A 25,481-nucleotide genomic window follows, 5' to 3' on the forward strand; every position below is an offset into this window, starting at 1 on the left:
GCGCGACTCACGCTCCGTCGTCAGCGTCGGCCGCGCTCACCGCGGCGCGCAGCAGCAGCGCGGTCGACCGGGCGCCCGGATCCTCGTGACCCGCCGAGCGCTCACCGAGGTAGGAGGCGCGGCCCTTGGTCGCGACCAGCGGGATGGTCGCGGTGGAGCCGGCGTCGGCCGCGTCGGCCGCGGCGCGCAGCACCGCGACGGGGTCGTCGCCGCCCGTCGCCGCGGCGGCCTCGACCGCGGGCTGCCACGCGTCGACCATGGTCTTCTCGCCGGGCGTGGCGTGACCGCGCGCCTCGATGCCCTCCAGGGCCGCCTCGAGCAGCGCGACGACCGAGGACACGTCGAGCGCCTCGCGCGAGGCGGCCTTGGAGGCCCGCAGGAACGCCGTCCCATACAGCGGGCCGGAGGCGCCCCCGACCGTCGACATGAGGGTCGTCGCCACGAGCTTGAGCACGGCGCCGACCTGCTCGGCCTCGCCGTCCGGGGCCGGCGTCGCCTCCAGCTTCGCGACGACGGCGCGAAACCCCCGGTCGAGGTTGGCCCCGTGGTCCCCGTCCCCGATCTGTCGATCCAGCTCGGTCAGGTCGTCCCTGGCCGCGGCGATCGCCGCCGCCGACTCCGCGACCCACCGTCTCGCCCACCCGGCGTCGAGCGCCATCACTGTGCTCCTGTCTCCGTCGGATCCGCGCGCCGTCACCAGTGGAGCGCGGGCGTACGCACTGGGGCGTCCCAGAGGCGTTCGAGCTCGTCGTCCAACCGCAGCACGGTGACCGACGCGCCCTGCATCTCCAGCGAGGTGACGTAGTCGCCCACGAGCGAGCGGGCCACGGTCACGCCGCGCTGCTCCAGGAGCGACCGCGCCCGACCATAGACCACATACAGCTCGGACAGCGGGGTTCCGCCCATACCGTTGACGAACAGCAACACTCGCTCGCCGGCCTGGAGGCCCAGATCGTCGGCGACGGGTTCGAGCAGCAGGCGCGTGACCTCGCTCGCGGTCGCCGCGGGGACCCGATGGCGGCCGGGCTCGCCGTGGATGCCGATGCCGACCTCGATCTCGTCGTCGCCCAGGTCGAAGGAGGGCTTGCCGACATGCGGGACCGTGCACGCGGCGAGCGCGACGCCCATGGTGCGCACGTTGTCGATGACCCGCTGCGCCACCGCGGTGACGGCGGCCAGGTCGTCGCCCCGCGCCGCCGCGGCCCCGGCGATCTTCTCGACCGCGACCGTGCCCGCGACGCCGCGGCGCCCAGCCGTGTAGAGCGAGTCCTCGACGGCGACGTCGTCGTTGACGACGACGGTCGCGACCTCGACGTCCTCAGCCTCGGCGAGCTCGACGGCCGTCTCGAAGTTGAGGACGTCTCCGGTGTAGTTCTTCACGATGGCGAGCACACCCCGGCCGGTGTCGGCCGCCTGGAGCGCGGGGGCGATCTGGTCGGGCGTCGGAGAGGTGAACACCGCGCCGGGGACCGCGGCGTCGAGCATGCCGTCGCCCACGAACCCGGCGTGCAGCGGCTCGTGGCCCGAGCCGCCGCCCGAGACCAGGCCGACCTTGCCCGGTACGGCTCCTGCGGCGCGGGTCACGAAGAGGGGTTGCGCGCCGTCGAGCCCGCGCACCTCGACCAGGTCGGCGTGCGCCGCGGCGAAGCCCGCGAGCGAGTCGGCGACCGCGTTCTCTGGATCGTCCAGCAACTTCTTCATCGGTTCGCACCCTCCGTCCGGGGCCCCAGCGCCGGAGCCCACCTGGTCATTCCACACCCGTGGCCTCTCGCCCGCATGATCCACGCGCGGTGGGCGCACAGGCCGCCTGCTCAGGTGTAGTAGAGCGCCACGCGCCTCCCGTCGGTCTCATGGACGGTCACATCGACGTCGTAGACCGCCCGCAGCACCTCGCGTGTGATGACCTGCTCGGGGCTGCCGTGGGCCACCACACGCCCGTCGCGCATCGCCACGACGACGTCCGACCAGCACGAGGCGAAGTTGACGTCGTGCAGCACCGTCACGACCGTCTTGCCCAGGTCGGCGGCGGCTTGGCGCGCCAGGCGCATCATGGCGCGCGCGTGCTTGAGGTCGAGGTTGTTGAGCGGCTCGTCAAGCAGCACGTAGTCGGTGTCCTGCGCGAGCACCATCGCCACGAACGCGCGCTGACGCTGCCCGCCCGACAACTCGTCGAGGAAGCGCCCGGCCAGGTCCTCCAGGTCCAGGTAGGCCAGCGCGGCCTCGACGTGGCGCACGTCCTGCGGCGTGGTGCGGCCCTTGGTGTGCGGGTAGCGGCCGAAGGTCACCAGGTCGCGCACCGTCAGGCGCACCGCGAGGTGGTTGTCCTGCCGCAGGATGCCCAGGCGCCGGGCGAGCACGTCGCCCTTGGTCGTGGCGACGTCGTCGCCGTCGACCAGCACGCGCCCGGCCTGCGCGGGCAGCAGGCGCGCGACCATGCCCAGCAGCGTCGACTTGCCGGCCCCGTTGGGGCCGATGATCGACACCACTCCCCCGGCCGGCAGGTCGATGGTCACGTCGTCGACCACGACCGACGTGCCGTACCGCTTGGTCAGGGACTCGATGGCGATGCTCATCGCCGCCTCCCGCTGGCCACCAGCATGCCGATGAACACGATGCCTCCCAGAAACTCGATGACGACGGACAGCACGGTGGCGGCGCCCAGGAGGTGCTCGAGCACCGCCTGCCCGCCCACCAGGGTCACGACCGCGAGCAGCGCCGCCGTCGGGAGCGTGACCGCGTGCCGGTGGGTCCCGGCCAGGGCGTAGGCCAGGTTGGCCACCAGCAGGCCGAAGAACGTGATGGGCCCGACCAACGCCGTCGACGTCGAGACCAGGACCGTCACCAGGGTGAGCACGAGCATGGTGGTGCGGCGGTGGTCCACGCCCAGCGAGACCGCCATCTGTCGGCCGAGGGCCAGCACGTCGAGGCGCCGGCGGATCGACCACAACGCCGCGCAGCACCCGCTCACGACGACGGCGGCGAGGGCCAACAGCGTCTCGTCGACCGCCGTGAAGCTCGCGAACAGCCGCGAGACCAGCACCTGGAACTCGCTCGGCTCCATGAGCCGCTGCAGCAGCGCGGTCACCGACCGCAGCCCGGTGCCGAGCACGACGCCGATCAGCAGCACCAGGTGCACCGACCGTCGTCCGCTGGAGAAAAGCGACCCGAACAGCGCGAGCGAGGCGCCCACCATGAGCGCCGCCGACAGGCCGAACTCGGCGATCTGCCCGATCCGCACGACGGCGATCGAGCCGAGCCCGAAGATCAGCGCGGTCTGCAGCGCCTGGTACAGGGCGTCGAAGCCCATGATCGACGGGGTCAGGATCCGGTTGGCCGTCAGGGTCTGGAACGCCACGGTGCTGGTCGCGATCGCGACGCCGACCAGGACCATGGCCGCGACGCGGCGGCCGCGGAAGGGCAGCACGAACGCCCACCCGGCGCGGACGTTGACCACCAGGTACACGGCGATCACGGCGATGGCGAGCACACCGAGCGCGAGCAGCACGAGGCGCTCGCGGCGGCGCTGGGTCGCGGCGGGCGGTGGCGGCGCGAGCGGCGCCGGCGACGTCGGGCGCGCGCGCACGAGGTCAGCCGACATCGGGCGCCCGCCTCAGCAGCAGCCACAGGAAGACCGCCGCGCCGACGACACCCATGACCACGCCGATGGGGATCTCGAACGGGTGGCGGATGACGCGCCCGAGCACGTCGCACACGAGCACCAGCGCGGCCCCGCCGAGCGCGACCCACGGCAGCGAGCGGCGCAGGTTGTCGCCCACGAGCATGCTCACGACGTTGGGCACGACCAGGCCGAGGAACGGCAGCGCGCCGACCACCACGACGACCACCGCGCTCGTCACGGACACGACGGCGAGCCCCAGCGCGAGCACGCCGCGATAGCCCAGGCCCAGCGACGTGGCGGTGTCCTTGCCCAGGCCCACGACCGTGAACCGGTCGGCCACGAGGTAGACGACGATGGTCAGCGCGCCGACGAGCCACAACAGCTCAAAGCGCCCGGCCATGACGCCCGAGAAGTCGCCGGTCAGCCACGATGAGAGCGTCTGCATGAGGTCATACCTGAAGGCCAGGTACGCCGTGCCCGCGCCGATGACGCCGCCGAGCATGATGCCGACGAGCGGGACCGTGACGACCGAGCGCAGCGGGACGGCGCGCAGCACCGCCAGGAACAACGCCGTGCCCGCCAGCGCGAAGCCCGAGGCGACGGCGATCTTGCCGGGCAGCGCCATCGCCGGCGCCCAGATGGTCACGACCAGCAGGCCGAGTCCGGCCGACTCGGCCGTGCCGACGGTCGACGGCTCGACGAACCGGTTGCGCACCAGCAGCTGCATGACGACGCCCGCCACCGCCGTGGACGCGCCCGCGAGCAGGATCGCCACGGTGCGGGGCAGGCGCGAGAGGGTCAGCAGGTCGCGCGCGTGCCCGTCGCCACGCCACAGCGTCGCGGGGGTCACGTCGCTGACGCCGATGAACACGCTCGCCAACGCGAGGGCCGCCAGCAGCGCGAGCGCGCTGCTGACGGCCAGCCGGTGTGTCACCGGGCGTCGAGCACGGCGCCGACCTCGTCGGCGATCGACTGCAGGGCCACGACGCCGCCGCCCATGATGTACCACGTCGTCGGGTCGACGTAGACGATCTGGTTGTTCGCGGCGGCCTTGGTCTTGGCGATGATCTCGTTGTCGAGCACCTGCTCGGCGGTCTTGGCGCCCTGGCCGGTGGCCGAGTCCCGGTCGATCACGAACAGCCAGTCGGGGTCGGTCTCGAGGATGAACTCGAAGCTGATCGCCTGGCCGTGCTGGGCCTCCTCGGAGATGTCAGCGGCGGGCGCGAACCCGAGCGAGTCGTGCAGGAACCCGAAGCGGCCGCCCGCGCCGTAGGCGGTGACCTCGCCGCCCGAGGTGAGCACGATGAGCGCGGTGCCCGCGTCGGCGGCCTTGGCCTTGACGTCGGCGATCGACGCGTCGAGCGTGTCGACGAGCTTCTGGGCCTCGGCCTCCTTGCCGAAGATGCGCCCGATGGTCAGGGCGTTGGCCTTGGAGGACTCGACGTTGTCGGTCCAGTCGTTCGACAGGTCGACCGTTGGCGCGATCTTCTTCAGCTCGGGCAGCGTGGCCGACGAGCGCCCGCCCACGATGACCAGGTCCGGCGCCTGCGCGGCGATCGTCTCGTAGTCGGGCTCGAACAGCGTGCCGACGTCGATGACCGAGTCGGAGGAGGCGAGGTCGGCGAACAGGGTGGGGGCGTTCTGCTTGGGCACACCCTGGACCTCGACGCCGAGCGCGTCGATGACCGACGTGGCGCCCCAGTCGAAGGAGAACACGGTGGCGGGGACGCCCTCGAGCTCGGTCGTGCCCTGCGCGTGCTCGACGGTGATCGGGCCGGCGGAGGCCGCGGGCGCCGCGGCGGCGTCGTCGCCCGCGTCGTCGGCGGCTCCGGACGGCGCGCAGGCGGCCAGCGCGAGCGCGAGCGCGGCGGCGGGGACGGTGAAGCGTGCGGCTCGCAGGCTGGTGCGGGCAGTACTCACAACAAGACTCCTCGTCGGTGGCGTGGATGCGCCATCAACTTAGGTCAGGCTTACCTCACTTGTCCACCCCGTCTCAGGGTCTGCCCAGCAACACCCGAGCGTCCGCCACGGTCACGACCGACCCCGTCACCAGCACTCCCGTGCCGACGCCCACCCCCACCGCGTCGTCCCGCTCGGCCAGGTCCGCCGCGATCTGGATCGCCGCGTCCAGCCGCTCGACCACGTGAACCCGGTCCTCGCCGAAGATCTCGTTGGCGATCTCGGCCAACGCGAGCGGGTCCGCCGAGCGGTCGGAGCTGTTGCGTGTGAGCACCACCTCGGCGAGCACAGGCTCGAGGATCGCCAGCAGGGACTCGGCGTCCTTGTCGCCCATGATGCCGACGACGCCGACGAGCCGCGTGAAGTCGAACGCCTCGTCGAGCGTCGCGACCAGCGCCTCGGCGCCGTGCGGGTTGTGCGCGGCGTCGACCAGCACCGTCGGCGACGTGCGAACCACCTCAAGCCGGCCGGGCGACGTGACGGCGCCGAACGCCGCCTCGACCACGCCTGCGGACAGCGCCCCGCCCCCCGACAGCAGCGCCTCGACCGCGGCGAGCGCCAGCAGCGCGTTGTGGGCCTGGTGCTCGCCGTGCAGCGGCAGGAGGATCCCGGTGTACAGCCCCGCCGGCGTGCGCAGGTCGACGACCTGCCCGCCCACCGCGACCTGCCGCGAGGCGACCTCGAGGTCGAAGCCCTCGCGCAGCAGGTGGGCGCCGACGGCGGCGGCGCGCGAGCGCATCACCTCGGCGACGACGTCGCGCTGGGCGGCGAGCACCACCGTCGCCCCGGGCTTGATGATGCCCGACTTGGTCACCGCGATCTTCTCGATCGTGTCGCCCAGCCAGCGCTGATGGTCCATCCCGACCGGCGTCACGACGGCGACGTCCCCGTCGGCCACGTTGGTCGAGTCCCACTCCCCGCCCATGCCCACCTCGACGACCGCGACGTCGACGGGCGCGTCGGCGAACGCCGCGAACGCCATGACGGTCAGCACCTCGAAGAACGACAGGCGCGGGCCGCCGTCGGCCTGGGACTCGCGGTCGACGACGCCGATGTACGGCGCGGCGTCCTCCCACACCTCCACGAAGCGCGCGGCACTGATCGGGGCGCCGTCGACCTGGATGCGCTCGGTGACGCTCGTCAGGTGCGGCGAGGTGAACAGGCCGGTGCGCAGGCCGTGCTCGCGCACCAGCGACTCGACCATGCGGGCCGTGGACGTCTTGCCGTTGGTGCCGGTCAGGTGCACCACACGGTAGGCGCGCTGCGGGTCGCCCAGCAGCTCCAGCACGCGCCGCACCCGGTCGAGGGTCGGGTCGATGTCGTGCTCGGGGGCCCGCGACATGATCTCGCGGTAGATCTCGCGCAGGGAGGCCTGGGCGACCGCCTCCTCGGCGGCGGCCTGCGCGGCCTTCCGGTCGGCGCCGCGGGCGTTGCTGCTGTTCTTGGTGCTCACGCCCCCAGGGTAGGTGGCGCGGGCCGCCGCGACGGCCGGGGTGCGCGTGCCGGGGGTTGAGCCCGTCGAGACCCCCTGACCCGTCAGGCCTTGGCGACCCGCACCGTCCGGTCGCCGTCGGCGGGCGTGACGGCGAGCGACACCGACAGCGTCTCGGCCATCACCAGATCTCGGTGCGCCTCGACCGCCGCGACACGGTCGGCCGGAACCGTCAGCGCCAACGTGATGCGGTCGGCGACCTCCAGGCCGGCGGCCTTGCGCGCGTCCTGCACGTCGCGCACGACGTCGCGGGCGTAGCCCTCGGCCTCGAGCTCGGCCGTCAGGGCCAGGTCGAGCACCGCGAACCCGCCGCCCGGCAGCACGGCCGCCGCCAGCTGCGCCGCCTCGCCGCCCGCGGTCGCGACCGGCTCGACGACCGTCTGCAGCGTGTACTCGCTCTCCAGCAGCGCCACCTCGCCGTCGTCGGTCGTGACCACCACGGCGCCGGCGTCACGCGTCCAGGCGCCCGCCTTGGACGCCTTGATGACCGCCTGCACGCCGCGGCCCAGGCGCGGGCCCGCCGCGCGCGCGTTGACCGCGAGCCGCTCGACGATGCCGAAGCGCTCGGCGGTGCCCGCGTCGAGCGTCAGCAGTTCGACGTCCTTGACGTTGAGCTCGGTGCGCAGCAGCGGCGCGTAGTCGGCGAGCGCCTGCGGGTCCTCGACTGCGACCGTCAGGCGCGCCAGCGGTTGGCGCACGCGCAGCTTGTTCGCCTTGCGCAGGCCGAGCGACGTCGAGACGACGGCGCGGACCTCGTCCATCGCGGCGACGAGCGCGTCGTCCCGAGTGGTTTCGACAGGCTCAACCACCGAGGTCGGCTCAACCACCGAGGTCGGCTCAACCACCGAGGTCGGCTCAACCACCGAGGTCGGCGCGACCACCGAGGTGGGCCAGTCGGCCAGGTGCACCGAGCGTCCGCCCGTCAGTCCGCGCCAGATCTCCTCGGTCAGCAACGGCGCGAGCGGCGCCATGACCCGGCACAGCACCTCGAGCACCGTGTAGAGGGTGTCGAACGCGTCGGCGTCCTCCGACCAGAACCGGTCGCGCTGGGTGCGCACGTACCAGTTGGTCAGCACGTCGAGGTAGACGCGCACCGACTCGCAGGCGCCGGCGATGTCGTAGGCGTCGAGCTGCCCCGTCGTCTGCGCGACCAGGTCGCGCGTCTTGGCGAGGATGTAGCGGTCGATCGCGGGCAGGTCCGCCACGCGCTCGGCGCCCACGGGCGTGGCCCGGTAGCCCTCGCCGCCGCCCAGCGCCTTGGCGTTGTTGGCGTACAGCGTGAAGAAGTAGTACGTGCTCCACAGCGGCAGCAGCACCTGGCGGACGGCGTCGCGGATGCCCTCCTCGGTGACCACGAGGTTGCCGCCGCGCACCACGGGTGAGGCCATGAGGAACCAGCGCATGGCGTCCGAGCCGTCACGGTCGAAGACCTCGTTGACGTCGGGGTAGTTGCGCAGCGACTTGGACATCTTGCGCCCGTCCGAGCCCAGCACGATGCCGTGCGAGACCGCCGACTTGAACGCGGGGCGGTCCATGATCGCGGTGGCGAGCACGTGCAGGGTGTAGAACCAGCCGCGCGTCTGGCCGATGTACTCGACGATGAAGTCGCCCGGGTAGTGGTGCTCGAACCACTCGGCGTTCTCGAACGGGTAGTGCACCTGCGCGTACGGCATCGAGCCCGAGTCGACCCAGACGTCCATGACGTCCTCGACGCGGCGCATGGTCGACTGCCCCGACGGGTCATCGGGGTTGGGGCGCGTGAGCCGGTCGATGTACGGGCGGTGCAGGTCGGTGACCTCGACGCCGAAGTCGGCCTGCAGCTCGGCGAGCGAGCCGTAGACGTCGACACGAGGGAAGCGCGCGTCGTCCGACTTCCACACCGGCACGGGCGAGCCCCAGAACCGGTTGCGGGTGATCGACCAGTCACGGGCGTTCTCGAGCCACTTGCCGAAGATGCCCTGCTGGATGTGGTCGGGGGTCCAGGCGATCTCCTCGTTGAGCGCGAGCATGCGCTCCTTGATCTTGGTCACCTCGACGAACCACGAGCTGACGCCCATGTAGATGAGCGGCTGGCGGCAGCGCCAGCAGTGCGGGTAGGAGTGCGCGTGCTGCTCACGCCGCAGCAGCACCGTGCCGGGCGTGGTCGCTCCGATCGCGTCGCCGCCCGCGGTCTCGACGGACTCGACCGCCAGGGGCGTGCGGGTGCGCGCCTTGAGGTGGTCGATGATCAGCGCGTTGGCGTCGAAGACCTGCAGGCCCTCGTAGTCGATGACCGGGAACGTGAACCGGCCGTCGGCGCCCACGGGGATGACGGGCTCGATGCCCTCGCGGTCGGCGACGACCTTGTCGTCCTCACCGAAGGCCGAGGCGTTGTGGACCAGGCCCGTGCCGTCGGTGGTCGTGACGAAGTCGGCCTCGACGACGCGGTGGGCGTTGCGGTGTCCGGTGTAGTAGGAGAACGGCGGCTGGTAGGCGGTCCCGGCGAGCTGCGCGCCGGTCAGCCGCCCGACGACGGTGGGCGCCTCCTGGCCCTCGTCGGTCAGCTCGCGCGCGTAGGCGGCGACGCGCTCGGCGGCCAGCACATACCGCTGCGGCGTGCCGGTGAACGAGGACTCGACCACGACGTACTCGACGTCGGGTCCGACCATGATCAGCAGGTTCGACGGCAGCGTCCACGGCGTCGTCGTCCAGATGACGAGCAGGTCGCCCTCGCGCACGGCCTCCTGCCCCGGGGCGGGCGCCGTGACGCGGAAGCCCACGGTGACCGACGGGTCCTGACGGACCTGGTAGACGTCGTCGTCCATGCGCAGCTCGTGGTTGGACAGCGGCGTCTGGTCGTTCCAGCAGTAGGGCAGCACGCGGAAGCCCTCGTACACCAGGCCCTTGTCCCACAGCTGCTTGAAGCCCCAGATCACGGACTCCATGTACGTGAGGTTGAGGGTCTTGTAGTCGTGGTCGAAGTCGACCCAGCGCGCCTGGCGGGTGACGTAGTCGCGCCACTCGCCCGTGTACTTGAGCACGCTCTCGCGGCACGCGGCGTTGAACTTCTCGACGCCGAGCTCGAGGATCTCGTCCTTGGTCTTGATGCCGAGCTGGCTCATGGCCTCCAGCTCGGCGGGCAGCCCGTGGGTGTCCCAGCCGAAGCGGCGCTCGACGCGCTTGCCGCGCATCGTCTGGTAGCGCGGCACCACGTCCTTGACGTAGCCGGTCAGCAGGTGGCCGTAGTGCGGCAGGCCGTTGGCGAAGGGGGGTCCGTCGTAGAAGACGAACTCGTTGCCGCCCTGCTCACCGGCGGGGTTCTTCTCGACCGAGGCCCGGAACGTGTCATCAGCCGCCCAGTAGTCGAGCACCTCGCGCTCGAGCGCGGGCAGGTCCGGGGAGGCGGGGAGGCCGAACGCGGCGCCGGGCGCCGCGCCCTGCGCGGCGGTCGAGCCTGTCGAGACCCCGGGCGCCCGGTGCAACGGATAGACCATGGAACGTGCTCCTCGAACGATCTGGGGTGGCGGGACATGCCGGCGCCGGGAGGCGTCGGCACTGCGAGGACGACGCCCGCCCACCTGGTCGGCGGGAGCGCGCCGCGGTACCACCCCGCTTGCCGTCCCGGACCCGGCACACCACCAGGGTGCGCTCGGCGCCGGGGCGACCGCTCGTTCGAGGCTGTGACGGGCCCACCCGTCCGGTTCTAGTGAGCGCCGCTCAGGAGCGGCGCCGTTCTTCCGGAGGCTCCCCGGTGATGGCCGGATCGACGCCTGTGGCGGTCATCGTACCGGCCGAGGCGCCGAGCACGCGCGCGGCGTCTTCGCGACACGCCCGATCGGTCACACCCCGGTCTTGACCGTCTTCCAGTTGTTGGCCTGCGCGCGCGGGCGGATGACCAGCTCGTCGACGCTCACGTACGCGGGCCGCGACAGCGTCCAGGCGATCGCGTCGGCGATGTCGTCGGCGACCAGCGGCTGGTAGCCCTCGTACACCGCGGCCGCGCGCGCTGCGTCCCCGTCGAACCGCACGAGCGAGAACTCCTCGGTGGCCACGGCGCCGGGAGCGATCTGGACCACGCGCAGCGGCTCGCCGGCCAGCTCCCAGCGCAGCGTGGTGGCGAACACGCGCTCGGCGTGCTTGGCGGCGGTGTACCCGGCGCCGCCCTCGTAGGTGGCGTACGCGGCGGTCGAGGTCACCACGACGACGTCGGAGCCGCCCGTGACGGCGGCCGACGCGCGCAGCAGCGGCAGCACGGCGCGCGTGACGCGCAGGGCGCCCAGCACGTTGACGTCGTACATGTGCCGCCACTGGTCCAGGTCGGCGTCCTCGACGCGGTCGAGCCCGAGGGCGCCGCCCGCGTTGTTGACGACGGCGTCGAGCCCACCCGTCGCCTCCAGGTGCGCGGCCAGCGCGGCGACGGCGTCGTCATCGGTGACGTCGAGCGCGTACGCCTCGACGCCCTCACCGAGCGCCGCGAGCCGGTCGGCGCGCCGCGCGGCGGCGACGACCGACCAGCCGTCGGCAGCCAGCCGCTGCGCCGTCGCGGCGCCGATCCCGGAGGAGGCCCCGGTCACCAGGACGCGGCGGGCGGCGGGGGCGGCGGACTCAGGCGCGGTGGAGCTCATGAGCGCATGCTAACGACGCGCCTACAGGTCGGGCAGCGTCGTCTTGCGCAGCGTGCCGACCATGAACGTGCCGACGCCGAGCAGACGGGTCGCGGCCGCGGCCTTGACGCCCACGCGCGCGGCCTCGTCCGCGTCGACCACGTGCGGCTCGGCGACCGAGTACGTGACGCCCTTGCGCGTCAGGTCGAAGCGGCCCGCGGCCAGCACGTTCTGCGCCCAGTCGGTGTCCTGGCCCCACGGCATCGGGATCGCGACGAGGATGTCACGCGTGCCCTTGGTCTCGACCGGCAGGCCGGGCGCCGCGGTCACCGACAGGTCGAGGGGCTCGCGCGCGGCGAACGCGACCACCGGCGTGGTGAACGTGCGCTGGGAGACTCGACCGACATGCGTGATCGTGGCCCACGGGGGCACCCGCTTCGCGAACTTCACCATCTGCGGGTTCACGAGCTTGATCAGCGGGGCGATGCGGGGGTTGACGGCCATGCCCCCACTCTGCCCGCACCCACCCACGCACGCACGCCGACAAGTCGCTGATCAGCGCGTGCGCGTCGCGTGCGGGCTTATCCCAGGGCGGCGTGCGCGGCGTCGAAGAGCGTCCCGGCGCCGTCGGCCGACGGGTCCCACTGCTCGCCGTCGATCACGATCCACGGCACGTGCCGCACTTGGAGCTGCGAGGCGGCGTTGGAGAAGGCGAGCACCTGGGCACGCAGGTCGGAGTCGGTGATCGCGGCGACGGCGTCGGTCTCGACGCCCACCGAGGCGGCGACGTCGGCCAGCTCGGCGTCGGTCAGGCGCGGCCCGTCGGCCTGCACCTGCATGATCGCCTCCAGCGCGTCCCAGAAGTGCTCAGGGCTCTCCTGCGCGACGTGCAGCAGCAGCGCGGCCGACCGAGTCGAGAACTCGGTCCCGGCGGAGTGCCGGTCCAGCCACGCGACGGGGCGCCAGCGCACGTCGAACCGGTCGTCGCCCGCGAGGTCGAGCAGCGCCTGGGAGTTCTCGGCCTCGAACTCCTTGCAGAAAGGGCACAGGAAGTCGGAGAAGACCTCGACGACGACCTGCGCGTCGTCGGACGGCGCCACGGCGGCGCCGTCGCCGTCGACCGTGATGCCGATGGCCGGGTCGAGGGCAGCGTGGGTCGCGGACGTCCCCGCGGGGTCCTGGGGCTCCCCGTCGTCGGCGGAGCATGCGGACAGGGCGAGCACGGCTGTCAGTCCGACGAACGCGGCGAGCCTCTTGACGATCGGGCGCACAGTACCTCCTGGTCTCGGTCCCCCTCGGCGAGGATCCACATCTACCGTGCGTGACGCGCCGCCGCACGTCACGGCCTGTGACGGCCCAGGCACCCCGGACAGGCGCGCTTCGCCGCCCGGCGCCCGCGCGGCGGGGCCACAATGGCGAGATGACCGCGCTCTGGCTCACCGGTGACGCCGCGACCGACCGGCTCCTGACCGACGACCCGTTCGCGCTCCTGGTCGGGATGCTGCTGGACCAGCAGTACCCGATGGAGCACGCGTTCGCGGGGCCGCGCAAGATCCTCGACCGCCTCGGCACGCTCGACCCGCACGCCGTCGCGGACGCCGACCCGGACGCGTTCGTCGCGCTCGCCACCACCGCCCCGGCCATCCACCGCTACGGCCGCTCGATGGCGAGGCGGGTGCAGGCCCTCGCCCGCGCCGTCGTCGACGCCTACGACGGTGATGTGACGCGCCTGTGGACCGACCCAGGCGCCAGCGGTGAGGCGCCCACGGGCGCCGAGGTGGTCGCGCGCCTGCACGCGCTGCCCGGGTTCGGCGACCAGAAGGCGCGCATCTTCCTCGCGCTGCTGGGCAAGCAGCGCGGCGTGCGCCCCGCGGGCTGGCGTGAGGCCGCGGGGCACTACGGCGACGAGGGCTCGTTCCGCTCGATCGCCGACGTCACGAGCGCCGAGTCGCTGGCCCAGGTGCGCGCGTTCAAACGGGCGGCGAAGGCCGCCGCCAAAGCGGCGCGCTGACGCCGCGTCTACGCTCGGGCCCGTGAGCAGCCCGGAGCAGACCGCCCGCCCTGAACCAGCCAGCGCCGCCGAACGGCCCGAGCACGCCGCCGCGGGGACCTACAGCGTCCCGGGTCAGGAGTTCGTGCGCGACTCGCGCTACCTCACCACCCGCATCACCCGCGGCGGCGGGGCGCCCGACGGCGGGCACGACCCGGCGTCCGACACCTACCCCGTCGAGCCGGGCCGCTACCGCCTGATCGCCGCGCGGGCGTGCCCCTGGGCCAACCGCGCGATCATCGTGCGGCGGCTGCTGGGCCTTGAGGACGTCATCAGCCTGGGCCTGCCGGGGCCGACGCACGACGCGCGCAGCTGGACGTTCGACCTCGACCCGGGCGGCAGGGACCCGGTGCTCGGAGTCGAGCGCCTCCAGGAGGCCTACTTCCGCCGCCAGCCCGGCTACCCGCGCGGCATCACGGTGCCCGCGATCGTCGACACGCGCGACGGCGCGGTCGCGACCAACGACTTCGCGCAGATCACGCTCGACCTGTCGACCCAGTGGACCGAGCACCACCGCGCGGGCGCCCCTCGCCTCCTGCCCGACGACGCCGCCGCGCGCGCCGAGCTCGACGACCTCATGCGGTGGGTCTACACCGAGGTCAACAACGGCGTGTACCGCGCGGGCTTCGCGGGCTCTCAGGACGCCTACGCGGCCGCCTACCGGCGCCTGTTCGACGCGCTCGACCGGTTGGAGGAGCGTCTGGCCACGCGCCGGTTCCTCCTGGGCGAGCGGATCACCGAGGCCGACGTGCGGCTGTTCACCACACTCGTGCGGTTCGACCCCGTCTACCACGGGCACTTCAAGTGCAACCGCGCCAAGCTCGTCGAGATGCCGCACCTGTGGGCGTACGCGCGCGACCTGTTCCAGACCCCCGGCTTCGGCGACACCGTCGACTTCGAGCAGATCAAGCGGCACTACTACGTGGTGCACCGCGACATCAACCCCTCGGGCGTCGTGCCGCTCGGACCGGAGCTCGACGGCTGGCTGGAGCCGCACGGCCGCGAACCCCTGGGCGACGATCCGTGGGGCGGCGGGACGCCTCCCGGTCCCCCGCCCGCCGCCGAGCGTGTGGCCGCCGGGCACAACCCGCTGGCGCGCGCCGATGTCAGCGGGGCGTGAGCCGGAACACCGGCTTGCGCCCGACCAGCGCCGCGAGCTCGGCGTCCGAGGACGTCGCCGAGACTCCCGGTGGGAAGAACGCGCCGACCTCCCACGCCCAGCGGCGCAGGTAGTGGCGCAGCACGGGCACGGCCTGGGCCGGATCGGTCACCTCGGTCGCAGCCCACTCCTGGCGACGGCGGCCCAGGCGGGTGGCCACGGAGCCGTCGGGCAGCGCCCGCACGTTGCGCACCCACTGCGTCACGCCGCGCGGCGCGACGAGGAACGTGGCGCCGTCGAGCCGCATGAGGTTGACGACGGTCTCGCGTGGGCGGCCCGAGACGCGTCCGCGCACCTCCAACACACGGCTGCCGAGCAGACTCACGCCGTGCCGGGTCAGCCCCAGGGCGACCCGGTTGAACCCCGCGGCGAACCGTGTCGGCGCGACCACCTCGGGCTGATCGTCCATGCTCATGGCCCCATCCCCTCACGGCGGCGCCCGCAGTGCAATGGACCTGCCCACGTGGGCCGCAGGACCGCGTGGCAAGGGGCCTGCGACCAGGTGTGGCGGCGCGCGCGATCGTTGTCAAGAACTGATTCACGGCGCCGCCGAATGCCAGCAATCGATACACCTCGCCGTACGCGCCGACCGCGTCGTTACCGTGCCCGCCATGAGACCAGAACGCTTCGACCCCACCCTGGCGCGGCAGTTCGAGGCGCTCGTGGGCTACCGCCTGGTCCTCGGGTGCTCGTTCGCCGCGCACTCTGACCGTCCGTGCGAGGGTGAGGTGTCCGTGCGCGCGGTGACGTCCTGCTGCGGACGCACCGTGTTCGGCTGCCCCGGCCACCACCGGCAGGCGCTCGCGCGCCAGGCCGCCGGTCGGGATGTCGACCCCGTGTGCGGGCGCGGCAACAACGCCCCGGCCTGGTTCCCGGTCTGACGCGGCGGCCCGGGCGCGCTCGGCGCCATGGCTGGCGCTGCGCTGGGCGCCATGGCTGGCGCTGGCGGCGCCTTGTCGGACCGAAGCCCGCCGCTCGGCGGGCCTGATCCCCTCAGCGGCCCGAAGATGGCCGTATGGTCCGTCTCGCCGTCCACGGCTCCGCCACGCGCAGCGTCGCGCCAGAGCGCGGAGCCGTCCACCTGTCCGTCAACGTCGTCGGTGACTCCCGCGCCACCGTCATGCAGGCCGCCCAGCGCGCGCACGCCGCCGTCGTCGCGCTCGCCCGTCGTCATGTCGACGACGGCGCCGCCACCGGGTGGACCGCGCCCGACGTGCAGGCGTGGGCGTTCACCGACTGGGCGCCGCTGCCCGCCGACCGCGGCGGCGCGCCGGGCCAGCAGGAGCAGATCACGCGCTACCGCGCGGGCGGCGACCTCCATGTCACCTTCACGCGACTCGACGCGCTCAGCGACCTCGTGGCCCACGCCGCCCTGCTCGACGACGTCGACGTGCAGCGCGTCGACTGGACGCTGACCGACGCCACGCGCGAGGCGCTGGTGCGCGAGGTGCGCGTCGAGGCCGCGCGCGACGCGGTCGCCCGGGGCGCCGACTACGCGGGCGCCCTCGACCTGGGGGCGGTCAGCCTCGTCGCGCTCTACGAGGCCGGGCTGCACCCCGGGCTCGGCGTCCAGGACGTCGGCCCCTCCCCACGCATCCTCGCCAAGGCCGCCGCGCTGGAGGTGGGCGGATTCGACCTGCGCCCGCACGACATCGACGTCACGGTCGACCTCACGGCCGAGCTCGACACCGTCCGGTAGCCCGCCTCGGCAGGGTCAGGGGCTCAGGGGCGCGGGGTCAGGCCCGCGACGCCGTCGGCGTGCCCGCGCGCGTACGCCTCGGCCACGCCCTCGCGGAACAGGTCGTCGGGGCCGCCGCGCACCAGGCGGCGCGCGCCGCCGTCATTCGACCACCCGCTCGGCACGTGGCGTCCGAGGCCGCGCACCACCGCGACGGGGCGGCCTGCGGCCTTCCCGCGCACCAGCTCCGAGGCGGCCGCGATCTCGTCGACGACGGCGGTGACCGTCACGCTCAGCGGCCGCCCGTGCGCGTCGACGCCGCCGCGCAGGTCGTCGACGACGGCGACGCCCGCGGCGCCGATGGCGATGTCGACGAGCCCGTCACGCCAGGCGCGCCCGGCCGTGTCGGTCACGACGACGCCGAGCCGGTCGATCCCGAACCGTGCGCGCAGCGCCTCGCGCAGCGCGCGGGCCGACGCGTCGGGGTCGACCGGGAGCAGCAGCACCGTCCCCGCCGGGGTGTTCGACGCGTCCACGCCGGCCGCCGCCATGACCAGGCCCAGCCGGTTCTCGACGATGCGCAGCGGCGCGGCTCCCGGGCGCGCCCGGGTGGCGACGACGCGCACCGTCTCGTCGGTGATGGCCTGCTCGCGGTCGTCCGCGGCGACCACCCGCCCCTCGGCCTTGGAGACCACCTTGGACGTCACGACGACGACGTCGGCCTCGGTGAGCCCCTCGGCGTCGAGCAGGTCCCCGACGAGCGTCGCGAGGTCGTCGCCGGGGCGGACCTCGCCCATGCCGTCGGGCGCCCAGACGGTCAGGCGCGCGCTCACCGGTGCAGCTTCGGCAGCACGTCGCGGCCGAAGACCTCGATCCACTCGCGCTGGTTGCGTCCCACGTTGTGCAGGTACACCCGGTCGAAGCCGAGGTCGAGGTACCTCTGGATGGCCGCGCGGTGTGCGTCGGGGTCGGCGCTGATGACCATGCGGCCCTCGAAGTCCTCCGGGCGCACCAGCTTGGCCATCTGCGCGAAGTCGTGCGGCGAGCGGATGTCGGCCTTGGGGAACTTCATCCCACCGTTGGGCCACTCGGTCATCGCGTTCGCCAGCGCCTCCTCGTCGGTCGGCGCCCACGACATGTGCACCTGCAGCACCTTGGGCATCGTCTCGGGGTCGCGGCCCGCCTCGCGGGCGCCCTCGGCGAACTTGCCGAACAGCATCTCGATCTTCTCCAGCGGGGCGCCCACGGTGATGATGCCGTCGGCGTGCCGGCCGGTGCGCTTGGCGGTGACGGGCCCCGCGGTCGCCACGAGGATCTCGGGCGCGACCGGCGGCATGGTCCACAGCCGCGTCGACTCAAGCGTGAAGTACTTCCCGGCGTGCTTGACGTCCTTGCCCTCGACGCCCGAGCGGAAGAGCTTGGTGATGATCTCGATGGCCTCGAACATGCGGTTGATCCGCTCGGGCGCCTCGGGCCAGTACCCGCCCACGACGTGCTCGTTGAGCGCCTCGCCCGAGCCGAGACCGAGCCAGTGCCGGCCCGGGTACATCGCCGCGAGGGTCGCGCTGGCCTGGGCGACCATGGCCGGGTGCCAGCGGAAGGTGGGGGCGGTCACGCCGGGGCCGAGGTCGCCGCGCGTGCGCTCGCCCAGCGCGGTCAGCACGTTCCAGACGAACGCGGCCTGCCCCTGTTGCGGCACCCACGGCTGGTAGTGGTCGGCGGCCATGACGCCCGAGAATCCGTGCTGCTCGGCGTAGGCCGACAGTTCGACGACCTCGGAGGGATGGAACTGCTCGAGCATGGCGGCATACCCGATGGTGAGATCAGAACCCATACCCGCCACCCTAGGACGTCCCGAACACTCCTCCACGCAGGGGCAGGAGTCAGTCCAGGGGGTTGAGGATGCGGCGCAGGAACTGGCGGGTGCGCTCCTGGCGCGGGTTGCCGAACAACTCGTGCGGGGCGCCGCGTTCGAGCACGACGCCGCCGTCGAGGAACAGCACCTCGTCGGCCACGGCGCGGGCGAACGAGAGCTCGTGGGTCACCACGACCATCGTCCAGCCCTCCTCGGCGAGCTCCTTCATGACCCCCAGGACCTCGCCCACCAGCTCGGGGTCGAGGGCCGAGGTGGGCTCGTCGAACAGCAGCAGGTCGGGGCCGAGCGCCAGCGCGCGCACGATGCCGACGCGCTGCTGCTGCCCGCCCGACAGCTGGCGCGGGTAGGCGTCGCGCTTGTCGGCCAGCCCGACGCGGTCGAGCAGCGCGAGCGCGCGCTCGCGGGCCTGCGCGCGCGGCACGCGGCGCACCTGCACGGGCCCCTCGACCACGTTCTGCAGCACGGTCATGTGCGGGAACAGGTTGTGGTGCTGGAACACCATCGCCGAGCGGTCCCGCAGCGCGAGCCGCTGCGCCTTGGGCACGGGGCGCGCGAAGTCGATCCTCGGCCCGCCGTCGAGCTCGAGCGTTCCGGCCGACGGCGTCTCCAGCCCGTTGAGGGAGCGCAGCAGCGTCGTCTTGCCGGAGCCGGAGGGGCCGATGAGCGCGACGACCTGCCCGCGGCGCACCTCCAGGTCGACGCCGCGCAGCACCTCGTGGTCGCCGAACGCCTTGCGCACGCCGCGGGCGCGCAGCAGCGGACCGCCGGACGGGGATGCCTCAGACATAGCGCTCCAACCTCCTCTCCAACCGGTCCTGCCCGATCGACAGCGCGGTGCACATCAGCCAGTAGACGATGGCCGCCTCGACGTACAGCAGCATGAACTCGCTGGAGAACGCCGCGATGTTCTGCGCCTGGCGGAACGCCTCGGTGACCAGGATGAGCGAGGCCAGCGAGGTGTCCTTGACGAGCGAGATGAACGTGTTGGACAGCGGCGGGACCGACACGCGGGCCGCCTGGGGCAGCACCACGCGGCGCAGCGTCGTCGCGCGAGGCATGCCGATCGTGTACGCGGCCTCCCACTGACCCACGGGCACCGACAGGATCGCCGCGCGGATCACCTCGGCCGCGTACCCGCCCACGTTGAGCGAGAACGCGATCACGGCGCTGGGCCACGGGTCGATGACGATGCCGACCGACGGCATGCCGTAGAAGATCACGAAGAGTTGCACGAGCAGCGGCGTGCCGCGGATGACCGACACGTACGCCCGCCCGAGCCACGACAGCGCGCGGTGGGTCGACAGCCGCAGCAGGGCGACACCGAGCGCGATCACGAGCCCGATGGCGAACGAGACGAGCGCCAGCGGGATGGTGCCGCGCAGGCCCTCGCGCAGGATCGGCCAGAACGAGGTGGAGAACAGGTCCCAGTCCATCGCCTACCGCCCGTCGGCGACGCGGCGAGGGGTCACTTCGACACATCCTCACCGAAGTACCTCTGGCTCAGCTCGGCCAGGGTTCCGTCGGCGGCGAGCTTCGCGAGCGCGTCGTCGACCGCCGCGGCGAGCGCGTCGTGGCGCTGGGTGAAGACCAGGGCGCTGCGCGAGGTGTCCTCGGTGTGGGCGGCGACCGCGAGGCCCGAGGGTCCGTGCTCGTTGACGTAGTCGAGGTAGGTCAGCGAGTCGTTGATGGTCGCGTCCACTCGGCCCTGCTCCAGCAGCGCCACGGCCTGCGCCCAGCCCTCGACGGGCTGCACCTGCGCGCCCGAGTCCTGGGCGAGCTGGTACCAGTTGCTCGTCAGCGACTGCGCGGTGGTCTTGCCCGCGAGGTCGTCGAAGCTGTGGATCGAGCTGTCGCCGTCCTTGACGACGACGACGCCGGTCGAGACCGTGTACGGCGCGCTGAACAGGTACTTGGCCTGGCGGTCGGGCGTGATCGAGACCTGGTTGGCGATGGTGTCGAAGCGGCCCGCGTCCAGGCCCGCGAAGATCGCGTCCCACTGCGTCTCCTGGAACCGCACGTCGAGGCCGAGCTCGTCCGCGACGGCGCGGGCGACGTCGACGTCGTAGCCGACCAGCTCGCCCGAGCCGTCCTCGTGGTAGCTGAACGGACGGTAGGTGCCCTCGGTGGCCACCGTCAGCGTGCCGCCGGTGACCAGGCCGAGGTCGGCGCCGGCGCCGTCGGCCGCGCCGTCGTCGGACGCGCCGCACGCTCCGAGCGCCAGAGCGAGGGTGACGGCGGCGAGGGCGGGCAGGGCGCGGGTGCGGCGCATGGGTGACGCTCCTGGGAGTTCGACGAGAGGCCCGGTTCGGGCCGACGCCTACTGTGCGCCCGAATCAATCGCCTTGGCAAATGTGACCCATCGATGCTCTCTATCGATCGAGCGAGGACGCCTGAAGTGCGCCGCAGGGAGCGGCGGCGGACGCGGGACGTGGGACGTGGGACGTCTGCGCGTCTGGGACAATGACGGACCATGAGTGACTTCCCGACCACCGCCCCCGCCACGACCCCAGCAGCCGCCGCCGGCGCGCAGGGCGACGTCGTCCGCGCGGTGGTACGGGAGGTACCCGACAAGGTCTCGCTCGACGGCCTGGAGACCAAGTTCGACGCCCGCTGGAGCGCCGAAGGCACCTACGCGTTCGACCGCGGCGCCACGCGCGAGCAGGTCTACTCGATCGACACTCCCCCGCCCACCGCCTCCGGCTCACTGCACGTGGGCCACGTGTTCAGCTACACGCACACCGACGTCGTCGCGCGCTACCAGCGCATGCGCGGGCGCGAGGTGTTCTACCCCATGGGCTGGGACGACAACGGCCTGCCGACCGAGCGCCGCGTGCAGAACTACTACGGCGTGCGCGTCGACCTCTCGCTGCCCTACGACCCCGACTTCACCCCGCCGCACGAGGGCACCGAGGGCAAGGCCGTCAAGGCCGCCGACCAGGTGCCCGTCTCGCGCCGCAACTTCATCGAGCTGTGCGAGCGCCTCACCGCGCAGGACGAGAAGCAGTTCGAGGACCTGTGGCGCTACCTCGGCCTGTCGGTCGACTGGGCGCAGACGTACCAGACCATCGACCCTGTCTCGCGCGGCGCCGCTCAGCGGGCGTTCCTGCGCAACCTCGCGCGCGGCGAGGCATACCAGGCCGAGGCGCCTGGCCTGTGGGACGTGACCTTCCAGACGGCGGTCGCCCAGGCGGAGCTCGAAGCGCGCGACTACCCCGGCCACTTCCACAAGGTCGCCTTCCACCGCCCCGACGGCGAGCGGGTCCTGATCGAGACCACGCGCCCCGAGCTCATCCCCGCGGTGGTCGCGCTCATCGCCCACCCCGACGACGAGCGGTACCAGGCGCTGTTCGGAACGACAGTGACCTCGCCGCTGTTCGGCGTCGAGGTGCCCGTGTTGGCCCACCCGGCCGCCGAGCCCGACAAGGGCGCCGGCATCGCCATGTGCTGCACCTTCGGCGACCTGACCGACGTGCAGTGGTGGCGTGAGCTGCAACTGCCCACGCGCTCGGTCATCCAGCGCGACGGGCGCCTGGCCCGCGAGACGCCCGAGTGGCTCACAGGCGGCCCGGGCGCCGCGCTGTACGCCGAGGGCCTGGCGGGCAAGACGACGTTCTCGGCGCGCACCGCCGTCGTCGACGCGCTGCGCGAAAGCGGCGACCTGGAGGGCGAGCCGACCGCCACGCAGCGCAAGACCAACTTCTTCGAGAAGGGCGACAAGCCGCTCGAGATCGTCACGAGCCGCCAGTGGTACATCCGCAACGGCGGGCGCGACTTCACGCGCGAGGGCGGCGGCGGCGACCTCAAGACCGAGCTGCTCGGGCGCGGCAAGGAGCTCGACTTCCACCCCGACTTCATGCGCGTGCGCTACGAGAACTGGGTCAACGGCCTCAACGGCGACTGGCTCATCAGCCGCCAGCGCTTCTTCGGCGTGGCGATCCCACTGTGGTACCCCGTGCTCGCCTCGGGCGACGTGGACTACGAGCACCCGATCGTCCCCGACGAGGCCGCGCTGCCCGTCGACCCGACGTCGCAGGCCCCGGCCGGCTACCGCGAGGAGCAGCGCGGCTTGCCGGGCGGGTTCGTCGGCGACGCCGACGTCATGGACACGTGGGCGACGTCGTCGCTCACGCCGCTCATCGTCTCCGGCTGGGAGCGCGACGCCGACCTGTTCGCGCGCGTCTACCCGATGGACCTGCGCCCGCAGGGCCAGGACATCATCCGCACCTGGCTGTTCTCCACCGTGGTGCGCTCCCACCTGGAGCAGGGCGGACTGCCGTGGGCCAACGCGGCCATCAGCGGCTGGATCCTCGACCCCGACCGCAAGAAGATGTCCAAGTCCAAGGGCAACGTGGTCACGCCCATGGGGCTGCTGCAGCAGCACGGCTCGGACGCCGTGCGCTACTGGGCCGCCTCGGCGCGGCTGGGCACCGACGCGGCGTTCGACGAGGGCCAGATGAAGATCGGCCGCCGCCTGGCCATCAAGGTGCTCAACGCCTCGAAGTTCGCGCTGTCGTTCGGCGGCTCGCAGGTGGTGCTCGACCCGTCACTCGTGACCGTCGAACTCGACCGGGCGATGCTCGCGGGCCTCGCGGCCGTGGTCGAGACGGCAACCGAGGCGCTCGACGCGTACGACCACACGCGCGCGCTGGAGACCACCGAGACGTTCTTCTGGACCTTCTGCGACGACTACCTCGAACTGGTCAAGGACCGCGCCTACGGAGCGGGCGCCGCCGCCGCGGACGTCTCGGCCGAAACGACGTCGGCGCGCACCGCCCTGGCGATCGCGCTCGACACCATGCTGCGCCTGCTCGCGCCCGTGCTGCCGTTCGCGACCGAGGAGGTCTGGTCGTGGTGGCGTGAGGGCTCGGTGCACCGCGCCCCGTGGCCCGTCGCCGACGGGCTGCGCGCCGCCGCGGGCGACGCCGACCCGGCGCAGCTCGCGGCCGCGGGCAACGCGCTGGCCGCGCTGCGCAAGGTCAAGTCCGAGGCCAAGGTCTCGATGCGCACCCCGCTCCTGGCGGCGACGCTCGCGGTCCCGGCCGCCGCGCTGCCGGGCGTCGAGTCCGCCCGAGTCGATGTGCGCGGCGCCGGACGCGTCGAGGGCGTGCTGGAGCTTGTCGCCGCAGGCGAGGGGCAGGGCGACCCCGACGTGCAGGGCGGCATCGTGGTGCTCGCCAGCGAGCTGGGCGAGCCGCCGGCCAAGACGCCGCGCGCCTGAGCGGGGGTTTCGACGGGCTCAACCACCGCAGCGGGCGGTTGAGCCCGTCGAACCCACCCACCCGGTGGTTGAGCCCGTCGAAACCAGCCGCGCTCAGCGCAACAGACCTGAGTCCCGGCTCATGGTCGCGGCGACCTCGTGCGGCGTCGCGCCGTCGTGCCAGCGCAGCGTGGCGCCGACGCCGTCGATGAGGTCGACCGCGCCCTCGGGCGCGATCGTGAGCACGGCGTCCTGCCCCACGGCCGCCCGCACCAGCGCGATGGCCGCCGGCAACTCCTCGACGCCGTCGGTGTACCCCGCGTCGGCGAGCGTCGCCTTCGAGGAGGCGACCGCCATCGCGTCGGGCCCGATCCACAGCGTGCGGCCGCTCAAGGGCCCGCGCGCGCCGTCGGCTCCGGCGATGAGCGCGCCGTCATACCCGACGTCCTCGCTCAGCACCAGGGCCTTGACCTGACCGCGGGAGAGCACGGCGACGACGTCGTCGAGACCCGTCACGGCGCCCTGCTCGCGGCCCTGGCCCTCGCGCAGCTCAGAGAGCACCTGCTCGCGGCGCCGCTCACGGAACGAGTCCAGGGCGTCCTCCAGGTTCTCGAGGAACGCGCCCTCACGCACCCCGGCTCCGCGCCCGCCCCCAGCGACCTCGACGGTCAACTGTGCGACCGGACGCGTGAGCGCCGCCCGGACCGCGCGCACGGTGCGCGCGTCACCGAACAGCAGCACGATCTCAGGCCGCTCCTCGTGCACCGTTCGGTCCACCTCGCGCGCGATGGCCTCGGCGTTGCGCGCCAAGGAGTCCTCCGCACGCGCCTCGGCCGCCGACGAGCCGCCGCGGTCTCCCCCGCCGGCGCCCCCGCCGCCCGTGCCCCCACCACGCGACGAACCGCCGGGCGCAGCCTTGGAGACGTCGTCGTGCGGGGCCTCGAAGGTGCGCGCGGCGTCCCAGCAGCGGGCGCCCACGAGCCGCAGGTCCGCGCCCGTCCGGTCCACGGCGACCTTGAGCGCGACGACCTCCTCATCGGCCGCGAAGGCGGCCTGCAGCAGCGCCGGGACGGCGTGCCAGACCCCCGTGGCCACGGTCGGGGCCGTGCGCAGCGCCTTGTCGACCAGCACACCCCCGGCGTCGGCGATGATCACGCGCCCGTGCGCACCCGGCTTGCGGGTGGGCCGCAACGCCGCGTCCTCGACGGCGTCGAGCACGCTCGGCGGCGCACCTTGCTGTGCGAGCGTGCGGCGCACGCCCTTCCACCGTCCCACGACGTCTTTGTCCCCGGCCTCGGCCGAGCGCGTCGCGTCGAGATACACCGTCGCGAACGGCCCAGGGCGGCCGATGAGGGGCTTGATCCAGTCGGTCTTCATAGCAGCGTTCGCGCCTCCTGGTCTCGGCTGTCCCCCTAGGGTGCGACGCCCGGCGGCAGACCGCCACCGCCAGGGCGCGCGACGCGCCCGAACGGAGCGAGGCTGCCTAGCCCCTTCAAGCGAACGTGTCCAGCGGCGGCACTTCGCCCTGACGCTGACCGGCGGCGTACTCGGCCGCGATGAGCTCGTGGTGACGGATCACCTCAGCGACCACGAACGCGCGGAACGCCTCGGCGAACGCGGGGTCGAGGCCCGCCTGCGTCGCGATGTCGGTCAGCCGCGCGATCTGCTGCTGATCCCGCGAGGGGTCGGCCGGCGGCAGACCGCCCACGGCCTTGAGCTCACCGACACGCTGCGTCATCTTGAACCTCTCGGCTAGCAGATGCACCAGGGCTGCGTCAATGTTGTCGATACTGCGCCTGAGGCCCAGGATCTCTTCGGGCATCGCCGGTTCCGTCACAGGAGCGATCCTAAACGGGCATCGGTCAGCG

General features: G+C 72.9%; 24 protein-coding genes. 5 read left to right on the top strand and 19 right to left on the bottom strand.

The features are described 5' to 3' along the window. Nucleotides 1–7: 7 nt before the first annotated feature. The 11 genes from dhaL to EV386_RS08625 all read right to left on the bottom strand — a co-directional run bounded on the left by dhaL (nt 8) and on the right by EV386_RS08625 (nt 12,924). The gene (dhaL, locus tag EV386_RS08575; RefSeq protein WP_130414106.1) at nt 8–658 is read right to left on the bottom strand and encodes a dihydroxyacetone kinase subunit DhaL; all 651 of its coding nucleotides are present in this window, start codon (nt 656–658) and stop codon (nt 8–10) included. Nucleotides 659–693: 35 nt separating this feature from the next. Further along, on the bottom strand, nt 694–1,701 hold the full coding sequence (gene dhaK / locus EV386_RS08580) for a dihydroxyacetone kinase subunit DhaK (protein WP_130414108.1): 1,008 nt from the start codon (nt 1,699–1,701) through the stop codon (nt 694–696). A gap of 110 nt (nt 1,702–1,811) precedes the next feature. Further along, nucleotides 1,812–2,573, bottom strand: coding sequence for an iron ABC transporter ATP-binding protein (locus EV386_RS08585; protein ID WP_130414110.1), 762 nt, complete (start codon nt 2,571–2,573; stop codon nt 1,812–1,814). Further along, nucleotides 2,570–3,598 carry an iron chelate uptake ABC transporter family permease subunit gene (locus EV386_RS08590; RefSeq protein ID WP_130414112.1) on the bottom strand — a complete coding sequence of 343 codons (1,029 nt, stop codon included), beginning with the start codon at nt 3,596–3,598 and terminating at the stop codon, nt 2,570–2,572. The genes EV386_RS08585 and EV386_RS08590 overlap by 4 nt, the downstream gene beginning before the upstream one ends. Next, a complete protein-coding gene (locus EV386_RS08595) occupies nt 3,588–4,553 on the bottom strand; it encodes an ABC transporter permease (protein ID WP_130414114.1) in 966 nt (321 codons plus the stop codon). Before EV386_RS08595 ends, EV386_RS08590 begins: the two co-directional genes overlap by 11 nt. Further along, on the bottom strand, nt 4,550–5,539 hold the full coding sequence (locus EV386_RS08600) for a siderophore ABC transporter substrate-binding protein (RefSeq protein WP_130414116.1): 990 nt from the start codon (nt 5,537–5,539) through the stop codon (nt 4,550–4,552). Before EV386_RS08600 ends, EV386_RS08595 begins: the two co-directional genes overlap by 4 nt. 73 nt (nt 5,540–5,612) lie before the next feature. Then, on the bottom strand, nt 5,613–7,031 hold the full coding sequence (locus EV386_RS08605; RefSeq protein WP_423218964.1) for a bifunctional folylpolyglutamate synthase/dihydrofolate synthase: 1,419 nt from the start codon (nt 7,029–7,031) through the stop codon (nt 5,613–5,615). An 83-nt stretch (nt 7,032–7,114) separates the two neighbouring features. Then, nucleotides 7,115–10,543, bottom strand: a complete 3,429-nt coding sequence (gene ileS / locus EV386_RS08610; RefSeq protein WP_130414120.1) for an isoleucine--tRNA ligase — start codon at nt 10,541–10,543, stop codon at nt 7,115–7,117. A gap of 345 nt (nt 10,544–10,888) precedes the next feature. Continuing rightward, the gene (locus EV386_RS08615) at nt 10,889–11,674 is read right to left on the bottom strand and encodes an SDR family oxidoreductase (protein WP_130414122.1); all 786 of its coding nucleotides are present in this window, start codon (nt 11,672–11,674) and stop codon (nt 10,889–10,891) included. Between the two features lie 21 nt (nt 11,675–11,695). After that, on the bottom strand, nt 11,696–12,157 hold the full coding sequence (locus tag EV386_RS08620) for a PNPOx family protein (protein WP_130414124.1): 462 nt from the start codon (nt 12,155–12,157) through the stop codon (nt 11,696–11,698). A gap of 77 nt (nt 12,158–12,234) precedes the next feature. Continuing rightward, nucleotides 12,235–12,924: a DsbA family protein gene (locus EV386_RS08625; RefSeq protein ID WP_165399880.1), complete on the bottom strand. Its 690-nt coding sequence runs from the start codon at nt 12,922–12,924 to the stop codon at nt 12,235–12,237. 149 nt (nt 12,925–13,073) lie between these two features. Here EV386_RS08625 and EV386_RS08630 point away from each other — a divergent pair, with 149 nt between their 5' ends. Further along, on the top strand, nt 13,074–13,664 hold the full coding sequence (locus EV386_RS08630; protein ID WP_130414128.1) for an HhH-GPD-type base excision DNA repair protein: 591 nt from the start codon (nt 13,074–13,076) through the stop codon (nt 13,662–13,664). 22 nt (nt 13,665–13,686) lie between these two features. After that, complete coding sequence (locus tag EV386_RS08635; RefSeq protein WP_130414130.1) at nt 13,687–14,823, top strand: glutathione S-transferase family protein; 1,137 nt, start codon at nt 13,687–13,689, stop codon at nt 14,821–14,823. On the opposite strand, the gene EV386_RS08640 is transcribed toward EV386_RS08635, so the two are convergent. Further along, nucleotides 14,810–15,277: a nitroreductase/quinone reductase family protein gene (locus tag EV386_RS08640; RefSeq protein ID WP_130414132.1), complete on the bottom strand. Its 468-nt coding sequence runs from the start codon at nt 15,275–15,277 to the stop codon at nt 14,810–14,812. The genes EV386_RS08635 and EV386_RS08640 overlap by 14 nt on opposite strands. Before the next feature lie 196 nt (nt 15,278–15,473). Here EV386_RS08640 and EV386_RS08645 point away from each other — a divergent pair, with 196 nt between their 5' ends. Then, nucleotides 15,474–15,743 (top strand): hypothetical protein, encoded by a 270-nt coding sequence (locus tag EV386_RS08645; RefSeq protein WP_130414134.1) that lies wholly within the window; start codon nt 15,474–15,476, stop codon nt 15,741–15,743. Nucleotides 15,744–15,877: 134 nt separating this feature from the next. Further along, nucleotides 15,878–16,561: an SIMPL domain-containing protein gene (locus EV386_RS08650; protein ID WP_130414136.1), complete on the top strand. Its 684-nt coding sequence runs from the start codon at nt 15,878–15,880 to the stop codon at nt 16,559–16,561. A gap of 23 nt (nt 16,562–16,584) precedes the next feature. On the opposite strand, the gene cofE is transcribed toward EV386_RS08650, so the two are convergent. The 5 genes from cofE to EV386_RS08675 are packed head-to-tail and all read right to left on the bottom strand — an operon-like array spanning nt 16,585 to nt 20,685. Then, the gene (gene cofE, locus EV386_RS08655) at nt 16,585–17,373 is read right to left on the bottom strand and encodes a coenzyme F420-0:L-glutamate ligase (RefSeq protein ID WP_130414138.1); all 789 of its coding nucleotides are present in this window, start codon (nt 17,371–17,373) and stop codon (nt 16,585–16,587) included. Next, nucleotides 17,370–18,374, bottom strand: a complete 1,005-nt coding sequence (locus EV386_RS08660; RefSeq protein WP_130414140.1) for a TIGR03557 family F420-dependent LLM class oxidoreductase — start codon at nt 18,372–18,374, stop codon at nt 17,370–17,372. Before EV386_RS08660 ends, cofE begins: the two co-directional genes overlap by 4 nt. Nucleotides 18,375–18,423: 49 nt before the next feature. Next, nucleotides 18,424–19,203 carry an amino acid ABC transporter ATP-binding protein gene (locus EV386_RS08665; RefSeq protein ID WP_130414142.1) on the bottom strand — a complete coding sequence of 260 codons (780 nt, stop codon included), beginning with the start codon at nt 19,201–19,203 and terminating at the stop codon, nt 18,424–18,426. Next, on the bottom strand, nt 19,196–19,849 hold the full coding sequence (locus EV386_RS08670) for an amino acid ABC transporter permease (protein ID WP_130414144.1): 654 nt from the start codon (nt 19,847–19,849) through the stop codon (nt 19,196–19,198). The genes EV386_RS08665 and EV386_RS08670 overlap by 8 nt, the downstream gene beginning before the upstream one ends. Nucleotides 19,850–19,881: 32 nt before the next feature. After that, on the bottom strand, nt 19,882–20,685 hold the full coding sequence (locus EV386_RS08675) for an amino acid ABC transporter substrate-binding protein (RefSeq protein ID WP_130414146.1): 804 nt from the start codon (nt 20,683–20,685) through the stop codon (nt 19,882–19,884). Between the two features lie 201 nt (nt 20,686–20,886). Here EV386_RS08675 and valS point away from each other — a divergent pair, with 201 nt between their 5' ends. Continuing rightward, nucleotides 20,887–23,634: a valine--tRNA ligase gene (gene valS, locus EV386_RS08680; protein ID WP_130414148.1), complete on the top strand. Its 2,748-nt coding sequence runs from the start codon at nt 20,887–20,889 to the stop codon at nt 23,632–23,634. Nucleotides 23,635–23,727: 93 nt separating this feature from the next. On the opposite strand, the gene EV386_RS08685 is transcribed toward valS, so the two are convergent. Then, nucleotides 23,728–24,990 (bottom strand): baeRF2 domain-containing protein, encoded by a 1,263-nt coding sequence (locus EV386_RS08685; protein ID WP_130414150.1) that lies wholly within the window; start codon nt 24,988–24,990, stop codon nt 23,728–23,730. A 115-nt stretch (nt 24,991–25,105) separates the two neighbouring features. Continuing rightward, complete coding sequence (locus EV386_RS08690) at nt 25,106–25,435, bottom strand: chorismate mutase (protein ID WP_130416846.1); 330 nt, start codon at nt 25,433–25,435, stop codon at nt 25,106–25,108. Between the last annotated feature and the right edge of the window lie 46 nt (nt 25,436–25,481).

It is taken from the genome of Xylanimonas ulmi (assembly GCF_004216535.1).
GTDB lineage: Bacteria > Actinomycetota > Actinomycetes > Actinomycetales > Cellulomonadaceae > Xylanimonas > Xylanimonas ulmi.

Excerpts from the sequence above, each read along its gene's own strand:
- dhaL (WP_130414106.1), bottom strand. The coding sequence starts at position 658 with ATGGCGCTCGACGCCGGGTGGGCGAGACGGTGGGTCGCGGAGTCGGCG.
- dhaK (WP_130414108.1), bottom strand. The coding sequence starts at position 1,701 with ATGAAGAAGTTGCTGGACGATCCAGAGAACGCGGTCGCCGACTCGCTC.
- EV386_RS08585 (WP_130414110.1), bottom strand. The coding sequence starts at position 2,573 with ATGAGCATCGCCATCGAGTCCCTGACCAAGCGGTACGGCACGTCGGTC.
- EV386_RS08590 (WP_130414112.1), bottom strand. The coding sequence starts at position 3,598 with ATGTCGGCTGACCTCGTGCGCGCGCGCCCGACGTCGCCGGCGCCGCTC.
- ileS (WP_130414120.1), bottom strand. The coding sequence starts at position 10,543 with ATGGTCTATCCGTTGCACCGGGCGCCCGGGGTCTCGACAGGCTCGACC.
- EV386_RS08615 (WP_130414122.1), bottom strand. The coding sequence starts at position 11,674 with ATGAGCTCCACCGCGCCTGAGTCCGCCGCCCCCGCCGCCCGCCGCGTC.
- EV386_RS08620 (WP_130414124.1), bottom strand. The coding sequence starts at position 12,157 with ATGGCCGTCAACCCCCGCATCGCCCCGCTGATCAAGCTCGTGAACCCG.
- EV386_RS08630 (WP_130414128.1), top strand. The coding sequence starts at position 13,074 with ATGACCGCGCTCTGGCTCACCGGTGACGCCGCGACCGACCGGCTCCTG.
- EV386_RS08640 (WP_130414132.1), bottom strand. The coding sequence starts at position 15,277 with ATGAGCATGGACGATCAGCCCGAGGTGGTCGCGCCGACACGGTTCGCC.
- EV386_RS08645 (WP_130414134.1), top strand. The coding sequence starts at position 15,474 with ATGAGACCAGAACGCTTCGACCCCACCCTGGCGCGGCAGTTCGAGGCG.
- EV386_RS08650 (WP_130414136.1), top strand. The coding sequence starts at position 15,878 with ATGGTCCGTCTCGCCGTCCACGGCTCCGCCACGCGCAGCGTCGCGCCA.
- EV386_RS08660 (WP_130414140.1), bottom strand. The coding sequence starts at position 18,374 with ATGGGTTCTGATCTCACCATCGGGTATGCCGCCATGCTCGAGCAGTTC.
- EV386_RS08665 (WP_130414142.1), bottom strand. The coding sequence starts at position 19,203 with ATGTCTGAGGCATCCCCGTCCGGCGGTCCGCTGCTGCGCGCCCGCGGC.
- EV386_RS08670 (WP_130414144.1), bottom strand. The coding sequence starts at position 19,849 with ATGGACTGGGACCTGTTCTCCACCTCGTTCTGGCCGATCCTGCGCGAG.
- EV386_RS08675 (WP_130414146.1), bottom strand. The coding sequence starts at position 20,685 with ATGCGCCGCACCCGCGCCCTGCCCGCCCTCGCCGCCGTCACCCTCGCT.
- valS (WP_130414148.1), top strand. The coding sequence starts at position 20,887 with ATGAGTGACTTCCCGACCACCGCCCCCGCCACGACCCCAGCAGCCGCC.
- EV386_RS08685 (WP_130414150.1), bottom strand. The coding sequence starts at position 24,990 with ATGAAGACCGACTGGATCAAGCCCCTCATCGGCCGCCCTGGGCCGTTC.
- EV386_RS08690 (WP_130416846.1), bottom strand. The coding sequence starts at position 25,435 with ATGCCCGAAGAGATCCTGGGCCTCAGGCGCAGTATCGACAACATTGAC.